Source organism: Peribacillus sp. P4_D6, assembly GCF_056401795.1.
Genome location: NZ_JBFUIQ010000036.1, coordinates 19,054 through 38,515 on the forward strand (window position 1 = coordinate 19,054; position 19,462 = coordinate 38,515).

Here is a 19,462-nt window from a genome sequence, read left to right on the forward strand (position 1 = left end):
GATTGAGAACAGAACGGTCGAATGTATTAACAGTGAGCGATCTACGTGTAAAAGTACAAACAAAGGAAGGTGCTTCCACCCTCGTTCAGGACATTAATTTCGAACTGGAAAAAGGGAAGGTATTGGGCCTTGTTGGGGAAAGCGGAAGTGGCAAAACCGTTACGAGTATGTCCATTCTACAGCTTCTTGATCGGAAAACAACTACAATTGAAGGGAGCATTACCCTTCAAGGACGAGAATTAAATGGTTTGGACGATAAAGAAATACGTGGAATTCGCGGCAAGGATATTGCCTTTATTATGCAAAATCCGATGAATTCATTTACGCCTGTTTTTACAATTGGCAATCAATTTGTCGAAACGATTAGGTCTCATACCGCATTGAATAAAAAACAAGCAAAAGCGCTTGCCATCGAAGCGATGCAAAATGTAAACCTGCCAAATCCCGCGAAACTATTAAAAAGCTATCCTTTTCAACTGAGTGGAGGTATGCTTCAACGCGTGATGATTGCGATGGCTGCATGTTTACAGCCATCCGTTATTATTGCTGATGAACCGACGACTGCACTCGACGTACATAACCAATTACAGGTACTTCGCCACTTGGATAAAATCCGTTCTGAATATGGAACATCCATTTTACTCATTTCTCATGATCTTGGCGTCATTTCTGAAATGGCAGATGATGTAGTCGTTATGCAACATGGCAGAATTGTAGAAACAGCAAATGTGTATGAACTATTTGATAATCCGCAGCATGAATACACAAAGAAACTGCTAAATGCCCGCCTTAGCATTAAACATGAAGAGCCTATCACCCATATGTTGTGATATATGGACTGCATTTTTTTGAGGGGTGAACAAATGAGTTTATTACAAGTAAAAGCAGTAACTCATAGCTATAATGCTCATACGTTTTTAAAATGGAAAGAGCCTTCTAAAAAAGTACTCACTGACATTTCCCTCACCATTGACGAAGGAACATGTTTAGGGTTGCTTGGCACGAGTGGAGCTGGAAAAAGTACATTAGGAAAAGTGATCCTTGGCTTAGAACGTCCACAGCAAGGACAGGTTCTGTTTCAAGGGCATGATATCTATACCGCTGATAAGCTTACACGACAAAAGATACGAAGAGATCTACAAGTCGTCTTTCAGGATTCATATTCAGCTGTCAATCCACGAATGACCGCCGAAAGTATTGTAGGCGAGCCATTGGAAAACTATGAAAAACTAACCGTAGCCGAACAAAAAAGAACGGTTATTGAGTTATTGGAAAGAGTGGGCCTAAGTGAAAAGGATTTAAAAAAGTACCCACACCAATTTAGCGGTGGACAATTGCAAAGAATTAATATTGCTAGAGCAATTTCTCTTAAGCCACTGTTAATCGTCTTGGATGAATCCGTAAGCAGTCTGGATATGGTTAATCAAACACTGATTTTAGAATTATTAAGTGAGTTGAAGAAAGACTTCGGCTTATCTTATCTTTTTATTACACATGATATTAAAGCGGCTTATTCAATCTCAGATACTTTGGGTGTACTGGAAAAAGGGGAATTAATCGAGCATTACAATTCAAAAGATCAGTTTTTTTCGTCAGAACATCCTGTCGTTAAACAGATGAGAAGTTCTATACTCGCTGAGCATCCGCGTTTTCGTTCTCTTCCAATGAGGATTAACAAGTCCTAGTTTAGAATATATCTTTGCCGGTTTCCGTTTGAAAATCGAGGCCCTTGTTTATCTCATATTTGAGGAGTTGCAATAGCATACTTTATACTGGTTATTCGTTTTTTACGATTTAGCGATGTGGGCGTTTCGTTATTATGACTAACGTTGAATATCCGGCCGCCATCAATGGGGAAGTTGGTTTCACAAGCTATCGAGCATTTCTCTGTAATGGGGAATGCTTTTTATTTTTGTCTTCTAAATGTATAAACAATAATAATGTAATTAAACACAATAATATTTTATTGTGAAACAATAAAAAACGTGTTAAATTCAAATTGACAATAATTAAATGAGGTGCTTTTCATGAAACGAAGTTCAACACTCTTCTTAAAGGTAGCTGTCATTTTTATCGGCATTCCGGTCCTTGCTTTGTGTCTATTTTTGTTGCCTCAGATAGCGAATGAAGCAAATGAAGCAGCAGAAAGAGGTTCAGATTTGGCTTATATGGTATATGGCCTATTAATGGTTATGTATGTGTCGGCAATCCCCTTTTACTTCGCTTTGTATCAATCGTTTAACCTATTAAGCTATATTGACAAGAATCAAGCTTTCTCGGAATTATCAGTAAGAGCTCTAAAGAAAATCAAAAAATGTGCCATCATAATCAGTGGCTTGTATATGGTGGCCCTGCCATTCGTCTATATCATGGCGGAGGTAGATGACGCACCGGGTCTCGTACTAATCGGAATGGYCATGATTTTTGCCCCCATGGTGATTGCTGTCTTTGCGGCTGTCCTTCAAAGACTTTTACAAGAAGCCATCGATATAAAATCAGAGAATGACTTAATAGTCTGAGGTGAATAACATGGCAATAATAATCAATATTGATGTGATGCTGGCTAAAAGGAAAATGAGCGTAACGGAACTTTCGGAAAGGGTTGGAATAACGATGGCTAACCTTTCTATATTGAAAAATGGAAAAGCAAAAGCGATTCGACTATCCACGTTAGAAGCGATTTGTAAGGCTTTGGACTGTCAGCCGGGAGATCTTTTGGAATACAAAAGTGAAGAGGGAACTCAAGGAGAATAGATCATTTAGGTAGGCTGCTGCGGCAGCCTTTTTCTGATGGAACTGACGGAGTGGAATAGTTGAATAGTGCTCTTTGACCTTTCTTCAACTTTTGGGCCAGATTGTTGAATAAGGATATTTTCTGTTTTTAGAGAAATGGAATTTAAAAAAGCCATCCTCAAAATTGGTGGCTTGTGATATTTGTCATTCTTGTTTTATAAATAAAGAATCTGCTGTAGACCCTCTGTTAATTTTCATGAAACAGCAATTCTCCAATTACTTAGGAAACTTTATAAATAATAACACCACTAATCCTGAGATATATTAATAACAGCAATAGCGCAACAATGCATATCGTTCCGATTGAAGCTAAAACATTAAGGATTTTAGTAGCTTTAGTACTGAACAGCTTATAAAATACAATATAAACTCCAACTCCAATAATTCCACCTAATGTATTTCCCATAAAGTCAGTTATATCGCTAGCTCCTATAGCAAAGATGAATTGCAATCCTTCAAATAACAAACTAACTCCTGCTATTACTGTAATCTTTTTCAAGAAAGACCAATTTGGTTTTAGCAAACTGATATAAATTCCAAATGGGATAAATGCAATTACATTATAGATTATTTCATTAAAATCTATTTGGTTATTAACATTAGCTGAACCAGCAAAAGGGATTAAGTTGATTTCCCTAAAATCCGGCAAGCCTTGGAATGAAAATTGCATTTTAAAGACTATAATCCATGTTAATGCAAATAAATATACGGCCAACAAGCCAGCAGTTATTTTTTTTTGAGTGTTTTTTGATTTTTCCATATAAATCCTCAATTCCTAATTCATTTTCAAATTAATAACCAATGCTTTAACCTACTTTACACTACGCTATCATCTCCGGAAATTATCCAGATTTGATCCTCTACTTTATCTTGGGATACCGGTAATATCTTAAAAATAAAATTAAAAACCAATAAAAATCCCCACTTTTTCATTTTTATTCTCCTCCATAAAGTAACTTGTATATAGGATAGGAAAAACATCTAAAATAAAAAGTGGGGTAAATATTAAATTTTTCTTAAATTTTAACTTGGAATTTATTGTTAATATTCTTAGGAATCCGCCATTGGTAATTGTGTCTATAAAATAAAATTGCGATGTTTGAAGATAGATGCGAGGTTTTGTATAAAGTTGTGATACTTTATCTTTTCAATTAAAGATTTCTAAATGAGTTTTGATTAAACTTTTTTATACAATGGAGAGACCATTTAAAAGGAAAGGGAACCATTTTGATTTCTTTTATTAGCCATAGCTTGGGGTTTACAGAATTGGTTCGTAGTATTTTTGATATAGCATTTATATGGTGGTTCGGAACATTTTTTATGGAACTAACAGGTTCGTTAGCTCAAGATCGGAGCTGTCTTTAAGGCAGCTTTTTCTAATGGAACTATCGGGGAATAACGAAAAAAGCCCAATTTCTCAATTTTAATGCTGAGAAATTGGGCTTTTTAATATCGAAATTTCCTTAACGTTGTAAATCTGCATTTTCCTGACGCTACCCCTTATAGAACGAACAGGTGCCGTTCGATTAAAATGTCAACAAATAGAAAAAATGGTTGACATTTTTAAGAGATTTTTTTTCTTTTAACTATTCTAGTTGGATGATTAAGACCGAATTTCACTCGTATTATGCTACTGCTAAACCCTATAAATCCTCCAACAATTGCTGGGATAATCCACCCTAGTCCTACATCATACAGAGGAAGAATTTCATGAAAGAAATTATTAATGGATGAAAAGCGTATACCAGCTCGGTTTAATCCATCAAATAAACTAATGATAAATGTTAAAAGTAAGCTTCCTTGATACACTTCAGCTTTCCCTTTAAATAAAGAATGAAAAAACGTTAAGAAAATTAATACAATAGCTAATGGATAAATAGCTGTTAGGAGAGGAATTGAAACTGCAATTAACTGTGTTAGCCCAATATTGGCAACTATTGCACTAAAAATAGATAAACTAATAGCAATTGTTTTGTAAGGTACCTTTGGAAATAGTTTATGGAAGAATGAAGAACAGGATGTAACAAGACCTACGCTTGTTGTTAAACAAGCTACTGTAATCATTAACCCTAATAATATCCCGCCATAAGCTCCAAAATAATAATCCGATACTTTTGCTAAGATGGTACCTCCATTTTCCAGGTGTCCAAGTTTTTCTACACTTGAAGCACCCATATAAGAAAGAGCTGAATACATGGTTGCTAGGAAAAAGGCAGCAATTCCAGTTGCTTTTGCACAAACAACCATAATTTGTTTTTTTGTTTTTGCACCTTTTTCTTTAATGGCATTAATGATGATGATGCCAAAAACAAAAGATGCAAGCGTATCCATTGTTAAATAACCTTCTCTAAACCCATTAAAAAATGGTTGAACTGAATAATTCTTAATAGGTGCTTGAAAATCTCCGATTGGATGTTTAAAAGCAACTACTACTAGGATTCCAATGAACGTTATCTTGATTGGTGTTAGTATTTTCCCGACAATTCCGACAACTCTCGCGGGATTGATCGAAAAAAGGCACGTAATGCTAAAAAAGATGAGTGTAAAAATAAGTAAAGGTGTAGAGCCTGAATTTTCGGACAAAAAAGGTTTTACACCGATTTCAAAAGAAACGTTTCCTGATCTAGGCAAAGCAAATAAAGGACCAATGGCTAAATAAAGAACGGTTGTGAATACAATACCAAATACAGGATGTACCCGACTTGCTAACGACTGTAAATCATCTTTCCCCGAAAAACCAAGTGCTAACACACCAAGTAACGGTAGGCCGACTCCTGTTATTAAAAAACCTGCATTTGCTGACCAGATATTCATTCCTGCTGATTGACCAAGCATTGGTGGAAAAATTAAATTTCCTGCCCCAAAAAATAGAGCAAATAACATTAAACCAATAACTACTATAAATGAAAATGGTACTTTAGTAGGCAAATTAACCCCTCCATGAAATAACTAAATTTAACTTTTTGAAAAAAAGTAATTTTCAAAAAAATATTCACAAACTAAATACATAAGATTTTATCGTATTATGACTAGATAAAATTAATTTCAATATAAATTTTAAGTTTCTCCTTTTGGCTGGCCTTATTTAATATGCAATAGGTTCTTTAAAATTTTAACGACAAGCAGAACTATTACTACCATGATAACGATTAAATGATAATCGGTGTGAATTACAGGGAATTCCCCTTAGCTCCCTATTAGTTATGTGTAATTATTAACTGAAATACCATTTTATTGATATTAATATATTGTAATATATACTGCTTACTCTTTAAAGGATAAAAAGGAGGAAAAAACAAGAAATAAAGTTGTCATTAGGAGGTTTAAAGTGGATTACGGACTATGGCAGGTTAGTTGCAGAAGGCTATTCTATTCAAATAAGGGACATAAAATAAATAGAACCCAACACAATAAAAATGAACTATATAAGGGAAGGTTTTATATCGGTGTTGAAGGTAACCTTGAAAAGTGTACTTTTTTTATTTTCAATGTATCTAACTTTATCACAAAGTGTTCAAACGGAAGAAAATAATAAAAAAGAAGGGAAAGGAGTTTATAAAATCCACTATGATTATAAATCAATCTATAATTAGCTAAAAGTTAATCAGAAGGAATATGACCAATACTGGAAAGAAGGTCTTTCTATTGCTGAAATGGCAAAGAAACAGGGTTTCCAAGAAGGGATTTAGAAAACTATTTTGTAAGTTCACTATAAAGTAATACAAAAGTGGAGAACCAAAGGTTCCCTTTCAGAAGAGAATTATATCGACTTGGTCTATAGGTTAAAAGCAGATGAATCGAGGAGTTTATGACCGTAATCCAAATACTTAATTCAAATGTGTGCAATTCTTTATTAAGAAGGATGGCTTTTTCTTATGCTACATTATAAAACCCAAAATAAGATCGATTATGTTGGGTTTTATATGATTGTCTTTATATGATTCATTGAAAATTAAACAGAATTACTTAAATTATAGAAGCTATAAAATCACCTATAACACATATTTTTGACATGTGGTCCCCTGAAACCTTGAACGTTCACACACCCCTAGCAGATGAAAGTAATCCCTCTTATGAAAGTAATCCTGTATCTCTTGCCTTTTGCACGGCTTCTTCTCGATTTTTGACTCCCAATTTATCATAAAGAGTGGAAGCGTAATTTCTTACAGTGCCGTTTGATAAGTAAAGTTCCGAAGCAATTGTTTTATAACGAATTCCTTGAGACAAAAGATTCAAAACCTCTAGTTCGCGTTTCGTTAAGCCATACTCTTTTCCATCTAACTTCAATCCGGCTGGCTCTGCCTCATCATTTCCATCCCACATTCTATGGAACAAATCTTGGTCAATCATAGTGGCTCCCCGATAGACGAGGCGAATCGATTCAGCTAGTTCACGTGACTCTATGGATTTTAGCAGATAGCCGTCAGCGCCGCTTCGTATGATTTCCTTCGCCCTTTCTATATCCTGAAACGTTGACAGGATGAGGACACGAATGTCAGGCCATTTATCCTTGATTATTTTGGTGGCACGAATCCCATCCTGATTGGGCATCTCCAAATCCATTAATACCAAATCTGGATTCAGCCTTCCACACAATTCTACAGCTTGCTCTCCATCTTCAGCCATGCCCACTACCTGCAAGTCCTTCTGTTCATCCAAGATTGTATAGAGACTTTCTCGAATAAACGAATGATCATCGACGATACACAAGCGGATTCGTTCGTTGGATAATTGCTCCAGTTTAGGTAACACACATGAGATGAGCGTCCCCACGCCTTTTTCGGAGTATATAGTGACTCTACCTTGTAATTGTGCCGTACGTTCTTTCATCGCAGTTAACCCGAAGCCATCTTTCCATTCCTCCACTCCGCAGCCATTATCTTGCACATCCAATCTCGTCTGTTGCGGCTCAAAATGCAGTGACACAATGATTTCGGTGGATTGTCCGTGTCGCACAGCATTAGTCAGTCCTTCCTGCAAGCTCCGATACAATGTCATTTTCACTTGTTTGGGGACCGTGTACTCTTCCCCTATTATTCGAGTGCGGACATTTACTTTTGCATGTTTCTGGAACTCTTCCGCCAATTGTTTCAAGGTAACAATTAACGGAAGTGATTCTTGTTGTGAATCCATTTGATGTAAATACGTTCTCACTTCTGCCATACTGTTACGGGCCAATTTCAATAATGAGTCAAGTTTTTGTTCCCCATCTTTTGTCTTTAATTCCTTACGTAATGTTTCCATCCCCATAATGATTGAGGTATAGGAATGTCCCATCGTATCGTGCAAATCTTTTGAGAGTCTATCACGCTCCTCTAGCAAAGTAATTCGTTCAATCTGGGATAAATACTGTTCCAATACATGCTTCTGGTTACGAATAATTTCATTGTTACGGTAATTAACAACGAGTAAACGAAAGGAAAATCCCATTGCAAAGGCCAGACCCATTTGTAGGATAATCACCCATACATCTATTTCACGGGAAAATATTGCAATGAGAAACGGAAACAAAACAATTGTGATAGAACCCGACCAACGGTATGATTTATGGGCACTATTTGCCGCGATCATGAAAGTCGGCATTAAAAAAGCAAGATAAGCCGCTGGAAATAATAAGATTAAGTAGAAGCAAACTCCACCAAACAAAACTATCTCAGTAAACAGATAATAGCGATAACTGAACATTAAACAAATCCAAGGTACTGAAAATGAGGCCACTTCCCAAAGAATGATGATCCAAAGTGGCACAGTTAAATGGTCTTGGTGTTGGATAGTAGTTAACATCATTGATAGCCAGATGATAAAACGTATACAAAGTAATACCCAGTCAAACCAAAACCATTGTTTCAAAATCCCAAACAAATTATCACCCCTTAATAGCTTTGAACATGGAAATCGTGTACTTTCCAATCATTTGAACTAAACTGTTTCCAATACAAGTACGTATCCAGGTGAGAATACCCCCAACGATCATGACACATATGGATTCCTTCCATGAATTCACGGTTATTCCTAATAAATATATATCAAGATATTGAAAAAGTAACGGTGTAACGATAAATACAAGCGGAGCTACGTACAATATAACGGCACATATGAGGCTAATTACCCCAATAAGAAACTTCTGCATGAGCCAAAAAATAGCCCTCCAATTGTTATTATTAAGAATTGCTTCTTTCGCTTCAATCCATTTATCCCCTCCACTTTTTGTCCTTGGTAGGATTGGCTCTATCGATATATCCGTATAAACCTTCGTCTGAATACGTTCATACTGGACAAACGTGTGAGTAGTCCGCAACACACTCCCTAACAAGGGAATACCTACGAAGATAACTGTCATCACGAGTGCAAATGTAATGCTGGCCAAATAGAAGCAAAAGTAAAACAATCCGGATCCAAAGGTAAACAACAAAAAGTAGAAATCTTGCAAACTTTTTTGAGCTGCTTCTTTCGTCATTAGAATTTCTCCTCCTCTTTCTAATAAGTTATGAGCCGCTCTTCGATTCTAACTTTTCGCCTGTCACATACGGTAGTGTCAAAATGTCATGATTTATAGGTCATGACAATGAAACTAACCGTACTACGCTCTATTTTTTATGTCATGCATGAAGATGACGAAAGGTCACTAGCTACTATGACCTTCCGCTTGCTACACTCGGTTTTTGAGTGGAGTTATTATTTGGAATTTAATGCATGAGATTGGAACCAATCCCCATTTTAATCGTAAGTAATTTAAATAAGGTTGGGAGGCATTAGTATGAGGCAGCTTTATATTAAACAGAAGGTATTCAGTCTTAGTGGGAAATTTACAGTAAAGGATCAGCAGGAGAAGGATATATATTACGTGGAAGGAAGTTTTATGCAAGTTCCAAAGACTTTCTCCATTATGAATATAGCAAGAGATGAAGTAGCACTCATTACGAAAAAGGTGTTCAGCTTTTTACCAAAGTTTTTGGTTGAGGTGAATGGCCGAGAGGTATTAACAATAAAGAAGGAATTTTCCTTCTTAAAAGCACGATATACAATTGATGCGGCAGGCATTGAAGTACATGGTAATTGGTGGGATATGGATTTTCAAGTTTTACAGCATGGTCAAATCGTAGGTAAAGTGTGCAAGGAGTGGTTCACTTGGGGCGATAGCTACAAGGTTCAAATAATAGATGAAGAGATGGAAACGATTATTACTGCACTTGTTGTTGCAATTGATTGTGTGAAGGCTGATCAAGCAGCTGCTTCCTCAGGAGCTTCGATTTAAAATAGAAGTGTGAAATTTCTACTTATATCCATCTTAATCCAAATATTACCTTGTTCAACTAACCTGCCCCTTTAGTTCCATAAAAAAAGAAAAGGATGGCAGCTTTTGTGAAATCAAGACTTGAACAGGTACGGTGAACTATCTTCAGCTAACACACCTGTTCGTTCAACAAGGTTTTACCTTTTTCCACCACATGGCCTTGTTATTTAATTAGGATAAAAGTTAATAATAAAGGGTGATTTTTTGGGGAAAATATTGGGGATGTAGATTTTAGAAAAGGATTTTGCAAAAAAACAATATTTCTCCTCAGAAACCTAAATTGGATCTTTAGAAAAGAGCTGAACAAACAAGAAATAGAATTATTGAGGCTTATGCAGAATGTCAAAGCATTTTATGTTAATTATAACAATGAAATGAATACCATTTGGCGATGAATTATTTTACTAAATTTTTAATGTTTTTACTGATATATGCAAAGTTAGCGGTACACTAAAAAAGTAATAAGGTTTACTTCAGTAAAATAAGGTATATTATATTGGTTGAATAGATTCTCTTTAAAGACAGAAAAGTAGGTGAACAAAGTGGGAAAATATCAATTGGATACCAAAGGTAAGGTAGCTGTGACAAAGTTTCATGAAAAACATATGCCTGCCAAATTTGATAAAAAGCAGCAACTTGAAAAAATCCGTGCGGAGTATTTGAAAAAGAAGCAAAAACAAACAGATAAATAATATGATTTTAAACATAGGAAGACTAATATCTCCCTATGTTTTTTTTATTCGAAGTTCTTTTTTCAATTGATGACACAGTTTATTATTATTCCATGAATTTCAGATTCGGTGACAAAAAACTCGTCATCAGATATCCATTCTTCACTGAAAGTTCAATAGAGCAGCCGTTATTTTGGATACACCAGTAATCTCCAGCAGAAATTTTAAAAACATTTGGATAATCACTAGGCATAGGATGCTTCTTAAATCTTTGTTTTCTTGTGGAACTTAGAGGTAAACCCGTATAAAAGAAAGGAATTTTAAGTTAGGTGGGGTTAATAGAGTGGACAAAGACTTTTTTTGGTCTATATTTACAACGATATTTGGCATTATCGCAACCTGGACTGGTTTGATTTATACGACTCGTTTTCGGTTTGATAATAGCAAGTTTTTTGAACACATCAAATATATAACGTCCTTACCACAAACAGTTAATTATTGGTTTCTTAAAGTTTTATTTATTTTCGGAGGATTAATGTGTGTTGTTTTGGGTCTATACGGAATTCTTTAAGGTATTCCTTATAGAACTAACGGAGCAGGATAGTTCAATAAGGAATACTGTTAAGTGACATTAAGGTCGGTTAAAAACGCTTGTCCTGTTATTCCATTAAAGGGCCAGATTTTGTAGGGTTGGAAAATTTTGATTCTACAAATAATTGGAGGATTAGAAGAAGGAAAGCTATGATAATTAAAGATGTAAGTTTATGCTTTTTTATGTAATAATTATTTTGTAGAAATGAAAAGTTACAATTCATACATAGTGAAGGTGGGGATCATAGTGGCAATGGGAACGCATACTGTAGTAGTTCCAGTGGATGTACAAGCAGTTTGGGATTATGTCAGTGATCTCGAAAAATGGGCAACGACAGTACCAGCCTATAAAGAACATGAAATCATAAATGACAAGCAATCTATTTGGACATTTGAAGGTAGTGTGAAAGGTATTAAAAAAACAATACAAGCGCAGGTAGATATTACCGAATGGAATGAACCTTCAAACATTAAGTTTGAACTAAAAGGTTTATCAGATAATTTTACAGGAAGCGGCCACTTTACTGCAGAAGATGTTAATGGTAAAACAATAATGACTTGTACGGTGGAAATCCATGCAGGCGGATTATCTGGTGCGGTGTTAACACCAATTATTAAATGGGCTGTTCCAAAAGTAGCATCTCGTTTAACGGAATCTATCGCACGTAAAATTGCAGTATTCTCATAGTATTCAAAGATTGAAAGCCAATTTATTTTGGAGATACCTTCTCTGAAGTATAGATGGTAGCATTCTGAAGTAACCAATATAATGATGCGCTCTACTAGAAATTTTATAATTAGCGGAAATGGGGCTGTCCAAAAGGATGGCCTCCTTTTTTCAATATTCCAGAATCACTTTTCTTAATGAACCAACAGGTGCGTTAGTTGAATTACAGGGCGAAAACCGGCTTCTTAATATAAGGGAAGTTGTAAGAGGGTATGGTGATGTTGCTGCAATTTTTTCACAAATCAAGATAACCAATAATTCACAATAGTAAGCTTAATTTTGTTATATACATCATTTTTCAAGGGATGGTGCAAGGGACGGTAAGTAATAAAACCCAATAACAAAGATACGATAGGAATAATTATATACTGTGGCCCAAAAGTAAAGGATGCTAGACCTAATAATAGAGTTAGCATCCCATAAGGATTTTATCCTTTGACCTTTGATTCTGAAACAGAGAAAAATCCTTCCAAAGGGTTTTGGAGGGGTATTTGGCATGGCCAAAAATAGTATATCATAAGGGAAATGAAAATTTCAGAGAAAGATATTGACATCCTATTAGCTGATTTACTTCAAAAAATAGGGTTGATGCTGCAGTCTTTTTTATGGAACTAAAGGGGGGATCTACCTTAGGTGTAGAGTGACAATTTTGTTCATTAATACAACTTATATTCATTTAAATTTCAGAAGCTTCTGGTTGGAAACCTTCTATATTTCTATCTTCGACTACCATGCGCAATCCACGCTTCGGTCTGAGTGTAATAGACGGAAGTGGCTTTACTTCATGATGGTCAGGCGCCAGCCTTATCCGATATCGTTGAGCAATGCATGCTAGGACAAGCACAGCTTCCATCACTGCAAAATGATTACCGATACAAACTCTCGGACCTCCGCCAAATGGAAAGTAAGCGAACGGAGGTAGGGTTTTCATAAAGTTGTTTTCAAATCGCTCAGGTTTAAAGGAATCTGGATTATCAAAATACTCAGGCTTGTGGTGCATCACATACTGACTCAACAGGATCATATCGCCTTTTTTAAAAAGATACCCTCCAATTACCACATCCTCCGCCACTTCCCGTTGTATGATATAGGCAGGCGGGTATATGCGCATTGATTCATAGATAACATTTTGTGTGAATGTTAATTTCATAAAATCGCCAGTTGTAAGATTACGGTTGCCGATTACGCTATCTATTTCATTGAAAAGTTTAGTTTCCACATCAGGGTGTTGGGAAAGCAAGTATAAGGTCCAGGAAAGCACATTTGCTGTTGTTTCGTGACCGGCAAGGAAAATGGTCATTAACTCATCACGTAACTGCTTGTCTGTCATAGCTAAGCCATCCTCATCATCTCGAGCATCCATTAGAATCCCAAGCATATCCTCATGTCTCTCTGCCTCTGTTCTACGTTTTTCAATAAAGCCATAAATCACCTTATCAAGTCTCTGTTTCGCAATTTTATATTCACGGTTGTTTTTAGTTGGAACCCATAGTGGCATTTGAAGTGTTCGCATTCTTTTAACGGCAATTCTCATGAAGGCTTCTATAGGTTCCCCAAGCATGCCATATCCTTCTTTGAGGTTCATGCTGAACATGGTCTTGCTGATAATACCCAGTGCAAGGCTCATCATATCCTCCGTAATAATCCTTTCTTCTCTGTTTTTCCAAGTGGAAATATAGTCCATTGTTATATCAATCATATCCTGACCATAATTGCTAATATGAGACTTTTTGAAAGAGGGTTGAATAAGCCTTCTTTGGCGCATGTGAATTTCTTTTTCACTTGTAAGAAGGCCTTCTCCGAGTACTGGTTTTAAAGCAGAGAAGTCCTTTGATTTCAAGAAGGATTTTTGTTTTGTTACAAGTACCTGCTTAATTAAATCTGAATTTGAAATAAGGTAAACATTATGGAAAGGTCCAAAACGAATTTTAGCAACTTCTCCATATTCTTTTGCTAAACGGGTAAGAAAGCCAAGTGTATCTGAAATAAACTCCTTTGAATGGCCAGTAATTAATTTTCCTTTTGGGCCTGGAGAATCATTTGAAAAATTTGTGTCACTCATTAGTTTGTTTCCTCCATTTCGGTATAATTACTTGTATTCATTCTATGAGGAAAGTATTGATTGGTTTGGACAAGTTGTTAATAAGAACTAACAAATACAATATTTTTTTAAAAAGATAGTTAATCAATTTGAATGAAATTATAAGTGTGTATAAAGGAATACTATTAATAAACGAAATCAAAGTGTTTATGAAATTGTAAAGGCACCCATCCCTGGTTGTCACTTTCTTTTACTAATGAAAGCAGGTATGTATGGAACTACCTTACAAAAGTTATTATCTTGTTGAACTAACAAATATGGGGTTGGAAACAGCCCCATTTTCTTATGCAACTAACGGGGCAGGTTAGTTGCATAAGAAAGTCGAATTATATATAAACAGCTACATATTATAATAAGCAATATAAAGCCCATATATCTCAGTCGGTAAGTCCTAATTACGTTCAGACTAAATGGCATCGTGTAACAAAAATTAATGGTATTGAAGAAACTCACCATCCACTTTGTAAATAAAAAGGAGTGTAGAATAATTCATATGCGTTTACAAAACCAGATTATTATTGAATGGACAATACGGAATTATTATAGCGATTTCTCCTTTGAAAAACATATTGCAGACGTAATAAAAGAATCTCATACACTTTAAAGAAGGGGAAGCACTGGAAATTCATCAAGTAGTCTATGTGGGTGAATTTAATAATGAAAAATTATATTTTATTATTTTAAATATTGTACCCGAAAAAATTGAGTAAATAGATTGGAGTATAACAAAGTAAAGCACCTTACATTCCAACTTCAATCACGACAAAAGGATCTTTTTTCGAAGATCCTTTTTCAATGCCGATAACATCGGATTATGTTAACTAATATGTAAAATCATACATTTAAAAAAACAGCAATTGTATATTGAAACTTTTTTCTGTTCCTTTGTCTCTAATACTATGAAGGGAGGTTATTATGAACGAATTTAATCTTATTGAACAAGCGAAAAAAGGTGATCGAAAAGCGTTTGAACAAATATTTACCGCGCAAAACAAACAGCTTTATCATACAGCTTATTCATATGTACATAATCGTGAAGATACTTTAGATATTATTCAAGAAACAGCGTGTATTGCTTATCTGTCGATCAATAAGCTTCGCAAAAATGAATATTTTGGTACTTGGTTAACACGAATCTTAATCAATGAAGCTTATAAAGTATTGCGTAAGAAAAAACCTAACCTAGTAGATCTAAAGGATAACGAAATGGATAGTATCGCTACTTTATCAGATTTTGGTGATAATCGAATGATGATTGAGGTTGGTTTGAAAGGTATGAGAGAAAACTATCAGACGGTTATTAGATTATATTATTTCCGGGATTACTCTATTAAAGAAATTGCAGACATTATGCGTCGGCCGGAAAGTACGGTGAAAACATATTTACGAAGAGCAAAGCAAAAGTTACGTGAAAATTTAGAGGAGGTTAGTCATGAGGGATCCTCGATTTCAGAACATGAGTGAAAATATTGAAGTTCCTACAGAGGATATAAAGCGGGCGATTCAAAAAGGGATTCTTTCTGCTGAACAAATCAAACAAAAACGGAAAAAGAAAAAACGGATTACTTGGGCGGCCATCCCACTTCTCGCAGCAAGTCTATTATTCTCAGTTGTCTATTTTCCGAATCAAATTAGCCATGCACTAGCTAAATCACCAGAGCTAAATAGTGCGTATCGCTATTTTTATGATACGGTAGGGCGTAAATTAATAATGCAAAAAGCAGTAACGGAATTAAATCAAACGGCTGAATCAAACGGGATTAAAATCAAATTAACGAGTGTTTATTATGATGGTGTCGAAATTGGAATTACAGGGACGATGGATGGGGAGTTAAAATATAATAAAGGCGAAGAAGACGAATATAATTTGGATTATAATTTTTTTGATGGAAAAGGTGATTCAGACCCGTGGTTAAGCAATGCACAATCACAGTTTTCTAACACTAGTAAAACACATGCAGATTTCTTAATTACATTAGATAATCCACGAGGAGAGTTAGCCAAAGATTTTACTTTACCAATTAATATTCGTGCCGCTAACTTAACGCTAGGTACATGGAAGTTTGATGTACCTGTCAAACAACTGCCAATCACGAAATTAAATGTTAACGAGACCATTCATTATCCAGAGTACGGTGTTGATATTAACGTCAAAGACTTTATTCAAGGGAAGTATAATACAAGCTATTCAATGAACATTACGCAAGATAATCCTGGTTTGGAAGTGAATGGAGGAGAGTATTCCGTACCAGGGAAGGAACGTAATGATTACAGCCAGACTATTCAATCAAAGGAAAAGCGTAATGGCAACGAGGTAAAGGAAATAAGTACGAATAAATTGGCCGCTGTTACTAGTGATACAAAATCGATTACGTTTTATCCAACGGTTACAAAAACAGAAAATACACCAAGGGCCATTTTATTGAAAAGAGGTGTTACATTAGTAACTTCACTTTCTTCTGCCAAAGTTAAAATTTTAAAAGCTGAAGAAACAGAAGAAGAATTAATTTTAACTGTTCAGAATTTCAATACACCAAAAGATATGAGTTTTAGTGAATTACAAAGTCACATGCAATATGGATTTGAAATTGCCACAATTAATAGTAATAACGGACATGAAGTATTTATGAACTCCACTAAGATTATTAATGGCCCAAATAGTAAAGCGGAAGTCATGGATAAGAAGCAAAGTATTTTTAAGGTCACGCTACCGAAGGTGAATGCTGAAACGACGATTTTAGACGGGAAACATTATCTTTATTATGATTTTGGGGTATATGCAGAAACGATAGCATTAAAACCATTTACAGTTGATTTAACGAAATAAAAGACGAAGGGGAGAGTCTCTTCGCTTCAGATTGTATATATTACTAGAATAGATGTTGCTTTATAAATCCACAATAAGCAGCTAAAAGGATCTTCCAGCCGAAGATCCTTTTTTAGTGCCGATAACGCTTATGTTAACTATCCTCTTACATTTAAGATTACTCTGTATTACGCCAATTAGTACAGTTAGTAGACGCTTAAAATCGCCCTTTAAATTATTTTAAAGTTGTACCCTTATTTGAAAATAAGCCCTTTTAAAAAGCCAATATGGAGCTCTCAGAGGTATAAAGGAGTTCTTTTTTGTGCATTTCATGTAACTGAAATTTGAAACAAAAAATGCATATTCTAATTAAAGAAAATATTAATACACTATAATAAATGGAGGTCTTACTGTATGAATAATGTTATTGAAATAATTGTGATTTTTTTATCATTTACATGTGCAGCATTATTTCTACGGGAGATTATACAAAAGGATAGAAAGAGTGAGAAATGAAAAAAAACAGTCTAATGACTGTTTTTCTTTTTATTGATGAAATCTTTAACAAATAATCCAATACAGAGAAGAAGCATGAGTGAGTATTGAAAAAATCTCAACATAGATGATAGTTGTTCCCCCTTATTGTGGTTTCACATTAAATGCCAAGACCCATGTAACTGAAAGTATTGTTCCATTACCTTTATTATTTGCTTGTAAACGATTTGCAATTATTTTATGATAACCGCCAGCAAAAAATGTTACAAAACCAACAGTAGGTAAATCTAAAGCTATAACGTTCTTTGAACCAAGTCGGAGCAAAGGGATCAAGTATAAACCTACCTGAAGTATAAAAAAATATTAACTCTTCTTAATGAACTACCATGAAAATAAGTTTCTTTAARAATGAAAAATGACAATACTTAAGAAGACCCTGCTCAATCGTTTTAAAAAAAGAGGAGAGCGTTAATTAATTAGTCTATGGATTAGGGTTGACTGGATTAAGGTCARTATCAGTATTGACACTTCCYAACCATTTTCATTCTTTGTGGTGAATCGCCGATTTTTGCGATTCATGGATGGCTAACGGGGCAGAATAGCTCTATAAAAATATTGATTATACTTAGATTAAATAAAAAAATCCCGACCAATTAAGGTCAGATTTTTCTTATACTATTTTTAGCAGAAGCCGCCATATCCATGACCGCCTCACAACCTGACATATCGAAACATCTCCTTATTTGTTTTTTAAGGAGGAACTTAAATGGGTTATAATGTATAATTATTGCAAAAGAGAGAGGGATATTATATTTTGCAGAAGTTTCAGATGCACCATTAATTCAGGATTTAATGATTAAGACTTTTATGGAATATAAAGATGAATTTCCCTCATCAAGTGCCTTAGAGGAGACCGTACATTAGAAGAAATTTACGTTATTTAACGTGTATAGTGATGATTGAAAAGGGGGGCGATTTAATGATGGAATTAGGAACATTAGGCGCTTTTGCTCTAGTATCTTTAGGGATGGTCTGTTCACCTGGTCCTAATATGATTTATTTAATATCTAGAACAATTTCGCAAGGTAAAAGGGACGGGATAATTTCTCTTTTAGGAGTAATTACTGGTTTTTTGATTTATATCATCGCTACAATGTTGGGCTTATCCTTCTTGTTCGAATTAGTTCCAGTAATGTATGACATCATTAAATGGTTAGGTGTTATCTACTTGTTGTGGTTAGCTTGGAATGCAATAAAACCAGGAGCAAGTTCAATCCTGGAGCCACAGCATTTAGCCGTAGAGTCACCAAAAAAACTATATGTTATGGGTCTTATGACAAATTTGTTAAATCCAAAAATTGCGGTCTTGTATGTTTCACTTTTACCTCAATTTATGGATCCTAATAGTGGTTCACTGCTTGTTCAAACTGCTCAATTAGGAACGGTGCAAATTTTTGTTAGCTTTGCTGTAAATTTACTAATTGTTTTATTTGCTGGGCAGGTCGCGGTTTGGGTTGGAAGAAGACCTTTTTTGGTTAAAATTCAACGCTGGTTCATGGCATCTGTTTTAGGTGCCTTAGCTGTAAACTTAGCTTTTCATGAAAAAAAATAAACCTTTGAAGAGTTTTATTAGCTCCTCTTGTTTTTATCACGAAAGAAAACGTGTGTTTAAATACGGTGGCTGTATTTAATGATTGCTTAATCAACAAAATCAGCTTGTATTTCTTATTTGTGAAAAAATGCACTTAAACTATAGGGTGCGTTAGCTGAAAATCGAAGCTGTCTTTAAGGCAGCTTTTTTGTATGAAAACACAATAGTAAAAAAGCCATGCTAAAATAAACCCTYCATATCCTCATTTTTTTGAAGGGTGTAAATGTACTATGTCGTTATATTAACTGATTATGCAGTCTGTTGTTTAGATGGAGCGATTGAATAGCCTTTCTTTTTTAGATTTTCGATCATTTTTAATTCTTTGTTATTTTG

The 19,462-nt window shown here is 35.0% G+C and carries 15 protein-coding genes and 1 pseudogene; 10 read left to right on the forward strand and 6 right to left on the reverse strand.

Annotated features, from left to right (window positions below; all coding sequences use genetic code 11):
- The first annotated feature begins 2 nt into the window (after nucleotides 1–2).
- The 4 genes from nikD (at nucleotide 3) to AC1DVB_RS13370 (ending at nucleotide 2,754) form a co-directional block, all read left to right on the forward strand.
- Nucleotides 3–830: a nickel import ATP-binding protein NikD gene (gene nikD / locus AC1DVB_RS13355; RefSeq protein ID WP_477589565.1), complete on the forward strand. Its 828-nt coding sequence runs from the start codon at nucleotides 3–5 to the stop codon at nucleotides 828–830.
- A gap of 33 nt (nucleotides 831–863) precedes the next feature.
- The gene (gene nikE, locus AC1DVB_RS13360; RefSeq protein ID WP_057276526.1) at nucleotides 864–1,685 is read left to right on the forward strand and encodes a nickel import ATP-binding protein NikE; all 822 of its coding nucleotides are present in this window, start codon (nucleotides 864–866) and stop codon (nucleotides 1,683–1,685) included.
- A gap of 342 nt (nucleotides 1,686–2,027) precedes the next feature.
- The gene (locus AC1DVB_RS13365) at nucleotides 2,028–2,519 is read left to right on the forward strand and encodes a DUF2975 domain-containing protein (protein WP_477589567.1); all 492 of its coding nucleotides are present in this window, start codon (nucleotides 2,028–2,030) and stop codon (nucleotides 2,517–2,519) included.
- Nucleotides 2,520–2,529: 10 nt separating this feature from the next.
- On the forward strand, nucleotides 2,530–2,754 hold the full coding sequence (locus AC1DVB_RS13370; protein ID WP_057276524.1) for a helix-turn-helix domain-containing protein: 225 nt from the start codon (nucleotides 2,530–2,532) through the stop codon (nucleotides 2,752–2,754).
- 259 nt (nucleotides 2,755–3,013) lie between these two features.
- Here the strand turns inward: AC1DVB_RS13370 and AC1DVB_RS13375 are convergent, their stop codons facing one another.
- From AC1DVB_RS13375 to AC1DVB_RS13395, 5 genes and pseudogenes are all read right to left on the reverse strand, one after another.
- Nucleotides 3,014–3,553: a VanZ family protein gene (locus AC1DVB_RS13375; protein WP_057276523.1), complete on the reverse strand. Its 540-nt coding sequence runs from the start codon at nucleotides 3,551–3,553 to the stop codon at nucleotides 3,014–3,016.
- A gap of 86 nt (nucleotides 3,554–3,639) precedes the next feature.
- Nucleotides 3,640–3,726, reverse strand: a pseudogene (locus tag AC1DVB_RS13380) (carboxypeptidase); the annotation flags it as partial.
- 630 nt (nucleotides 3,727–4,356) lie between these two features.
- Nucleotides 4,357–5,721: a branched-chain amino acid transport system II carrier protein gene (gene brnQ, locus AC1DVB_RS13385; protein ID WP_082609261.1), complete on the reverse strand. Its 1,365-nt coding sequence runs from the start codon at nucleotides 5,719–5,721 to the stop codon at nucleotides 4,357–4,359.
- Between the two features lie 1,143 nt (nucleotides 5,722–6,864).
- Nucleotides 6,865–8,655, reverse strand: coding sequence for a hybrid sensor histidine kinase/response regulator transcription factor (locus AC1DVB_RS13390; protein ID WP_328118529.1), 1,791 nt, complete (start codon nucleotides 8,653–8,655; stop codon nucleotides 6,865–6,867).
- 4 nt (nucleotides 8,656–8,659) lie between these two features.
- Nucleotides 8,660–9,250, reverse strand: a complete 591-nt coding sequence (locus tag AC1DVB_RS13395; protein ID WP_328118530.1) for a sensor domain-containing protein — start codon at nucleotides 9,248–9,250, stop codon at nucleotides 8,660–8,662.
- Between the two features lie 300 nt (nucleotides 9,251–9,550).
- On the opposite strand from AC1DVB_RS13395, the gene AC1DVB_RS13400 reads away from it, so the two are divergent.
- The 3 genes from AC1DVB_RS13400 (at nucleotide 9,551) to AC1DVB_RS13410 (ending at nucleotide 12,037) form a co-directional block, all read left to right on the forward strand.
- Nucleotides 9,551–10,048 carry an LURP-one-related/scramblase family protein gene (locus tag AC1DVB_RS13400; RefSeq protein WP_106028048.1) on the forward strand — a complete coding sequence of 166 codons (498 nt, stop codon included), beginning with the start codon at nucleotides 9,551–9,553 and terminating at the stop codon, nucleotides 10,046–10,048.
- Between the two features lie 581 nt (nucleotides 10,049–10,629).
- On the forward strand, nucleotides 10,630–10,779 hold the full coding sequence (locus AC1DVB_RS13405; protein ID WP_034306261.1) for a hypothetical protein: 150 nt from the start codon (nucleotides 10,630–10,632) through the stop codon (nucleotides 10,777–10,779).
- An 823-nt stretch (nucleotides 10,780–11,602) separates the two neighbouring features.
- On the forward strand, nucleotides 11,603–12,037 hold the full coding sequence (locus AC1DVB_RS13410) for an SRPBCC family protein (RefSeq protein WP_225989259.1): 435 nt from the start codon (nucleotides 11,603–11,605) through the stop codon (nucleotides 12,035–12,037).
- 715 nt (nucleotides 12,038–12,752) lie between these two features.
- Here the strand turns inward: AC1DVB_RS13410 and AC1DVB_RS13415 are convergent.
- On the reverse strand, nucleotides 12,753–14,138 hold the full coding sequence (locus AC1DVB_RS13415; protein WP_230134786.1) for a cytochrome P450: 1,386 nt from the start codon (nucleotides 14,136–14,138) through the stop codon (nucleotides 12,753–12,755).
- A 954-nt stretch (nucleotides 14,139–15,092) separates the two neighbouring features.
- Here AC1DVB_RS13415 and AC1DVB_RS13420 point away from each other — a divergent pair.
- The 3 genes from AC1DVB_RS13420 to AC1DVB_RS13430 all read left to right on the forward strand — a co-directional run bounded on the left by AC1DVB_RS13420 (nucleotide 15,093) and on the right by AC1DVB_RS13430 (nucleotide 19,090).
- Nucleotides 15,093–15,641, forward strand: a complete 549-nt coding sequence (locus AC1DVB_RS13420) for a sigma-70 family RNA polymerase sigma factor (protein ID WP_057276105.1) — start codon at nucleotides 15,093–15,095, stop codon at nucleotides 15,639–15,641.
- Entirely contained in the window at nucleotides 15,610–17,004 is a 1,395-nt protein-coding gene (locus tag AC1DVB_RS13425; RefSeq protein ID WP_082609223.1) for a DUF4179 domain-containing protein, read from the forward strand. Before AC1DVB_RS13420 ends, AC1DVB_RS13425 begins: the two co-directional genes overlap by 32 nt.
- A 1,453-nt stretch (nucleotides 17,005–18,457) precedes the next feature.
- Nucleotides 18,458–19,090 (forward strand): LysE family translocator, encoded by a 633-nt coding sequence (locus tag AC1DVB_RS13430; protein WP_057276102.1) that lies wholly within the window; start codon nucleotides 18,458–18,460, stop codon nucleotides 19,088–19,090.
- The last annotated feature ends 372 nt before the right edge of the window (nucleotides 19,091–19,462 follow it).

What these genes read in the sequence shown, in the direction of transcription:
- nikE (WP_057276526.1), top strand. Translation starts at nt 864, where the DNA reads ATGAGTTTATTACAAGTAAAAGCAGTAACTCATAGCTATAATGCTCAT.
- AC1DVB_RS13400 (WP_106028048.1), top strand. Translation starts at nt 9,551, where the DNA reads ATGAGGCAGCTTTATATTAAACAGAAGGTATTCAGTCTTAGTGGGAAA.
- AC1DVB_RS13375 (WP_057276523.1), bottom strand. Translation starts at nt 3,553, where the DNA reads ATGGAAAAATCAAAAAACACTCAAAAAAAAATAACTGCTGGCTTGTTG.
- AC1DVB_RS13425 (WP_082609223.1), top strand. Translation starts at nt 15,610, where the DNA reads ATGAGGGATCCTCGATTTCAGAACATGAGTGAAAATATTGAAGTTCCT.
- AC1DVB_RS13430 (WP_057276102.1), top strand. Translation starts at nt 18,458, where the DNA reads ATGATGGAATTAGGAACATTAGGCGCTTTTGCTCTAGTATCTTTAGGG.
- AC1DVB_RS13395 (WP_328118530.1), bottom strand. Translation starts at nt 9,250, where the DNA reads ATGACGAAAGAAGCAGCTCAAAAAAGTTTGCAAGATTTCTACTTTTTG.
- AC1DVB_RS13370 (WP_057276524.1), top strand. Translation starts at nt 2,530, where the DNA reads ATGGCAATAATAATCAATATTGATGTGATGCTGGCTAAAAGGAAAATG.
- AC1DVB_RS13415 (WP_230134786.1), bottom strand. Translation starts at nt 14,138, where the DNA reads ATGAGTGACACAAATTTTTCAAATGATTCTCCAGGCCCAAAAGGAAAA.
- AC1DVB_RS13410 (WP_225989259.1), top strand. Translation starts at nt 11,603, where the DNA reads ATGGGAACGCATACTGTAGTAGTTCCAGTGGATGTACAAGCAGTTTGG.
- AC1DVB_RS13420 (WP_057276105.1), top strand. Translation starts at nt 15,093, where the DNA reads ATGAACGAATTTAATCTTATTGAACAAGCGAAAAAAGGTGATCGAAAA.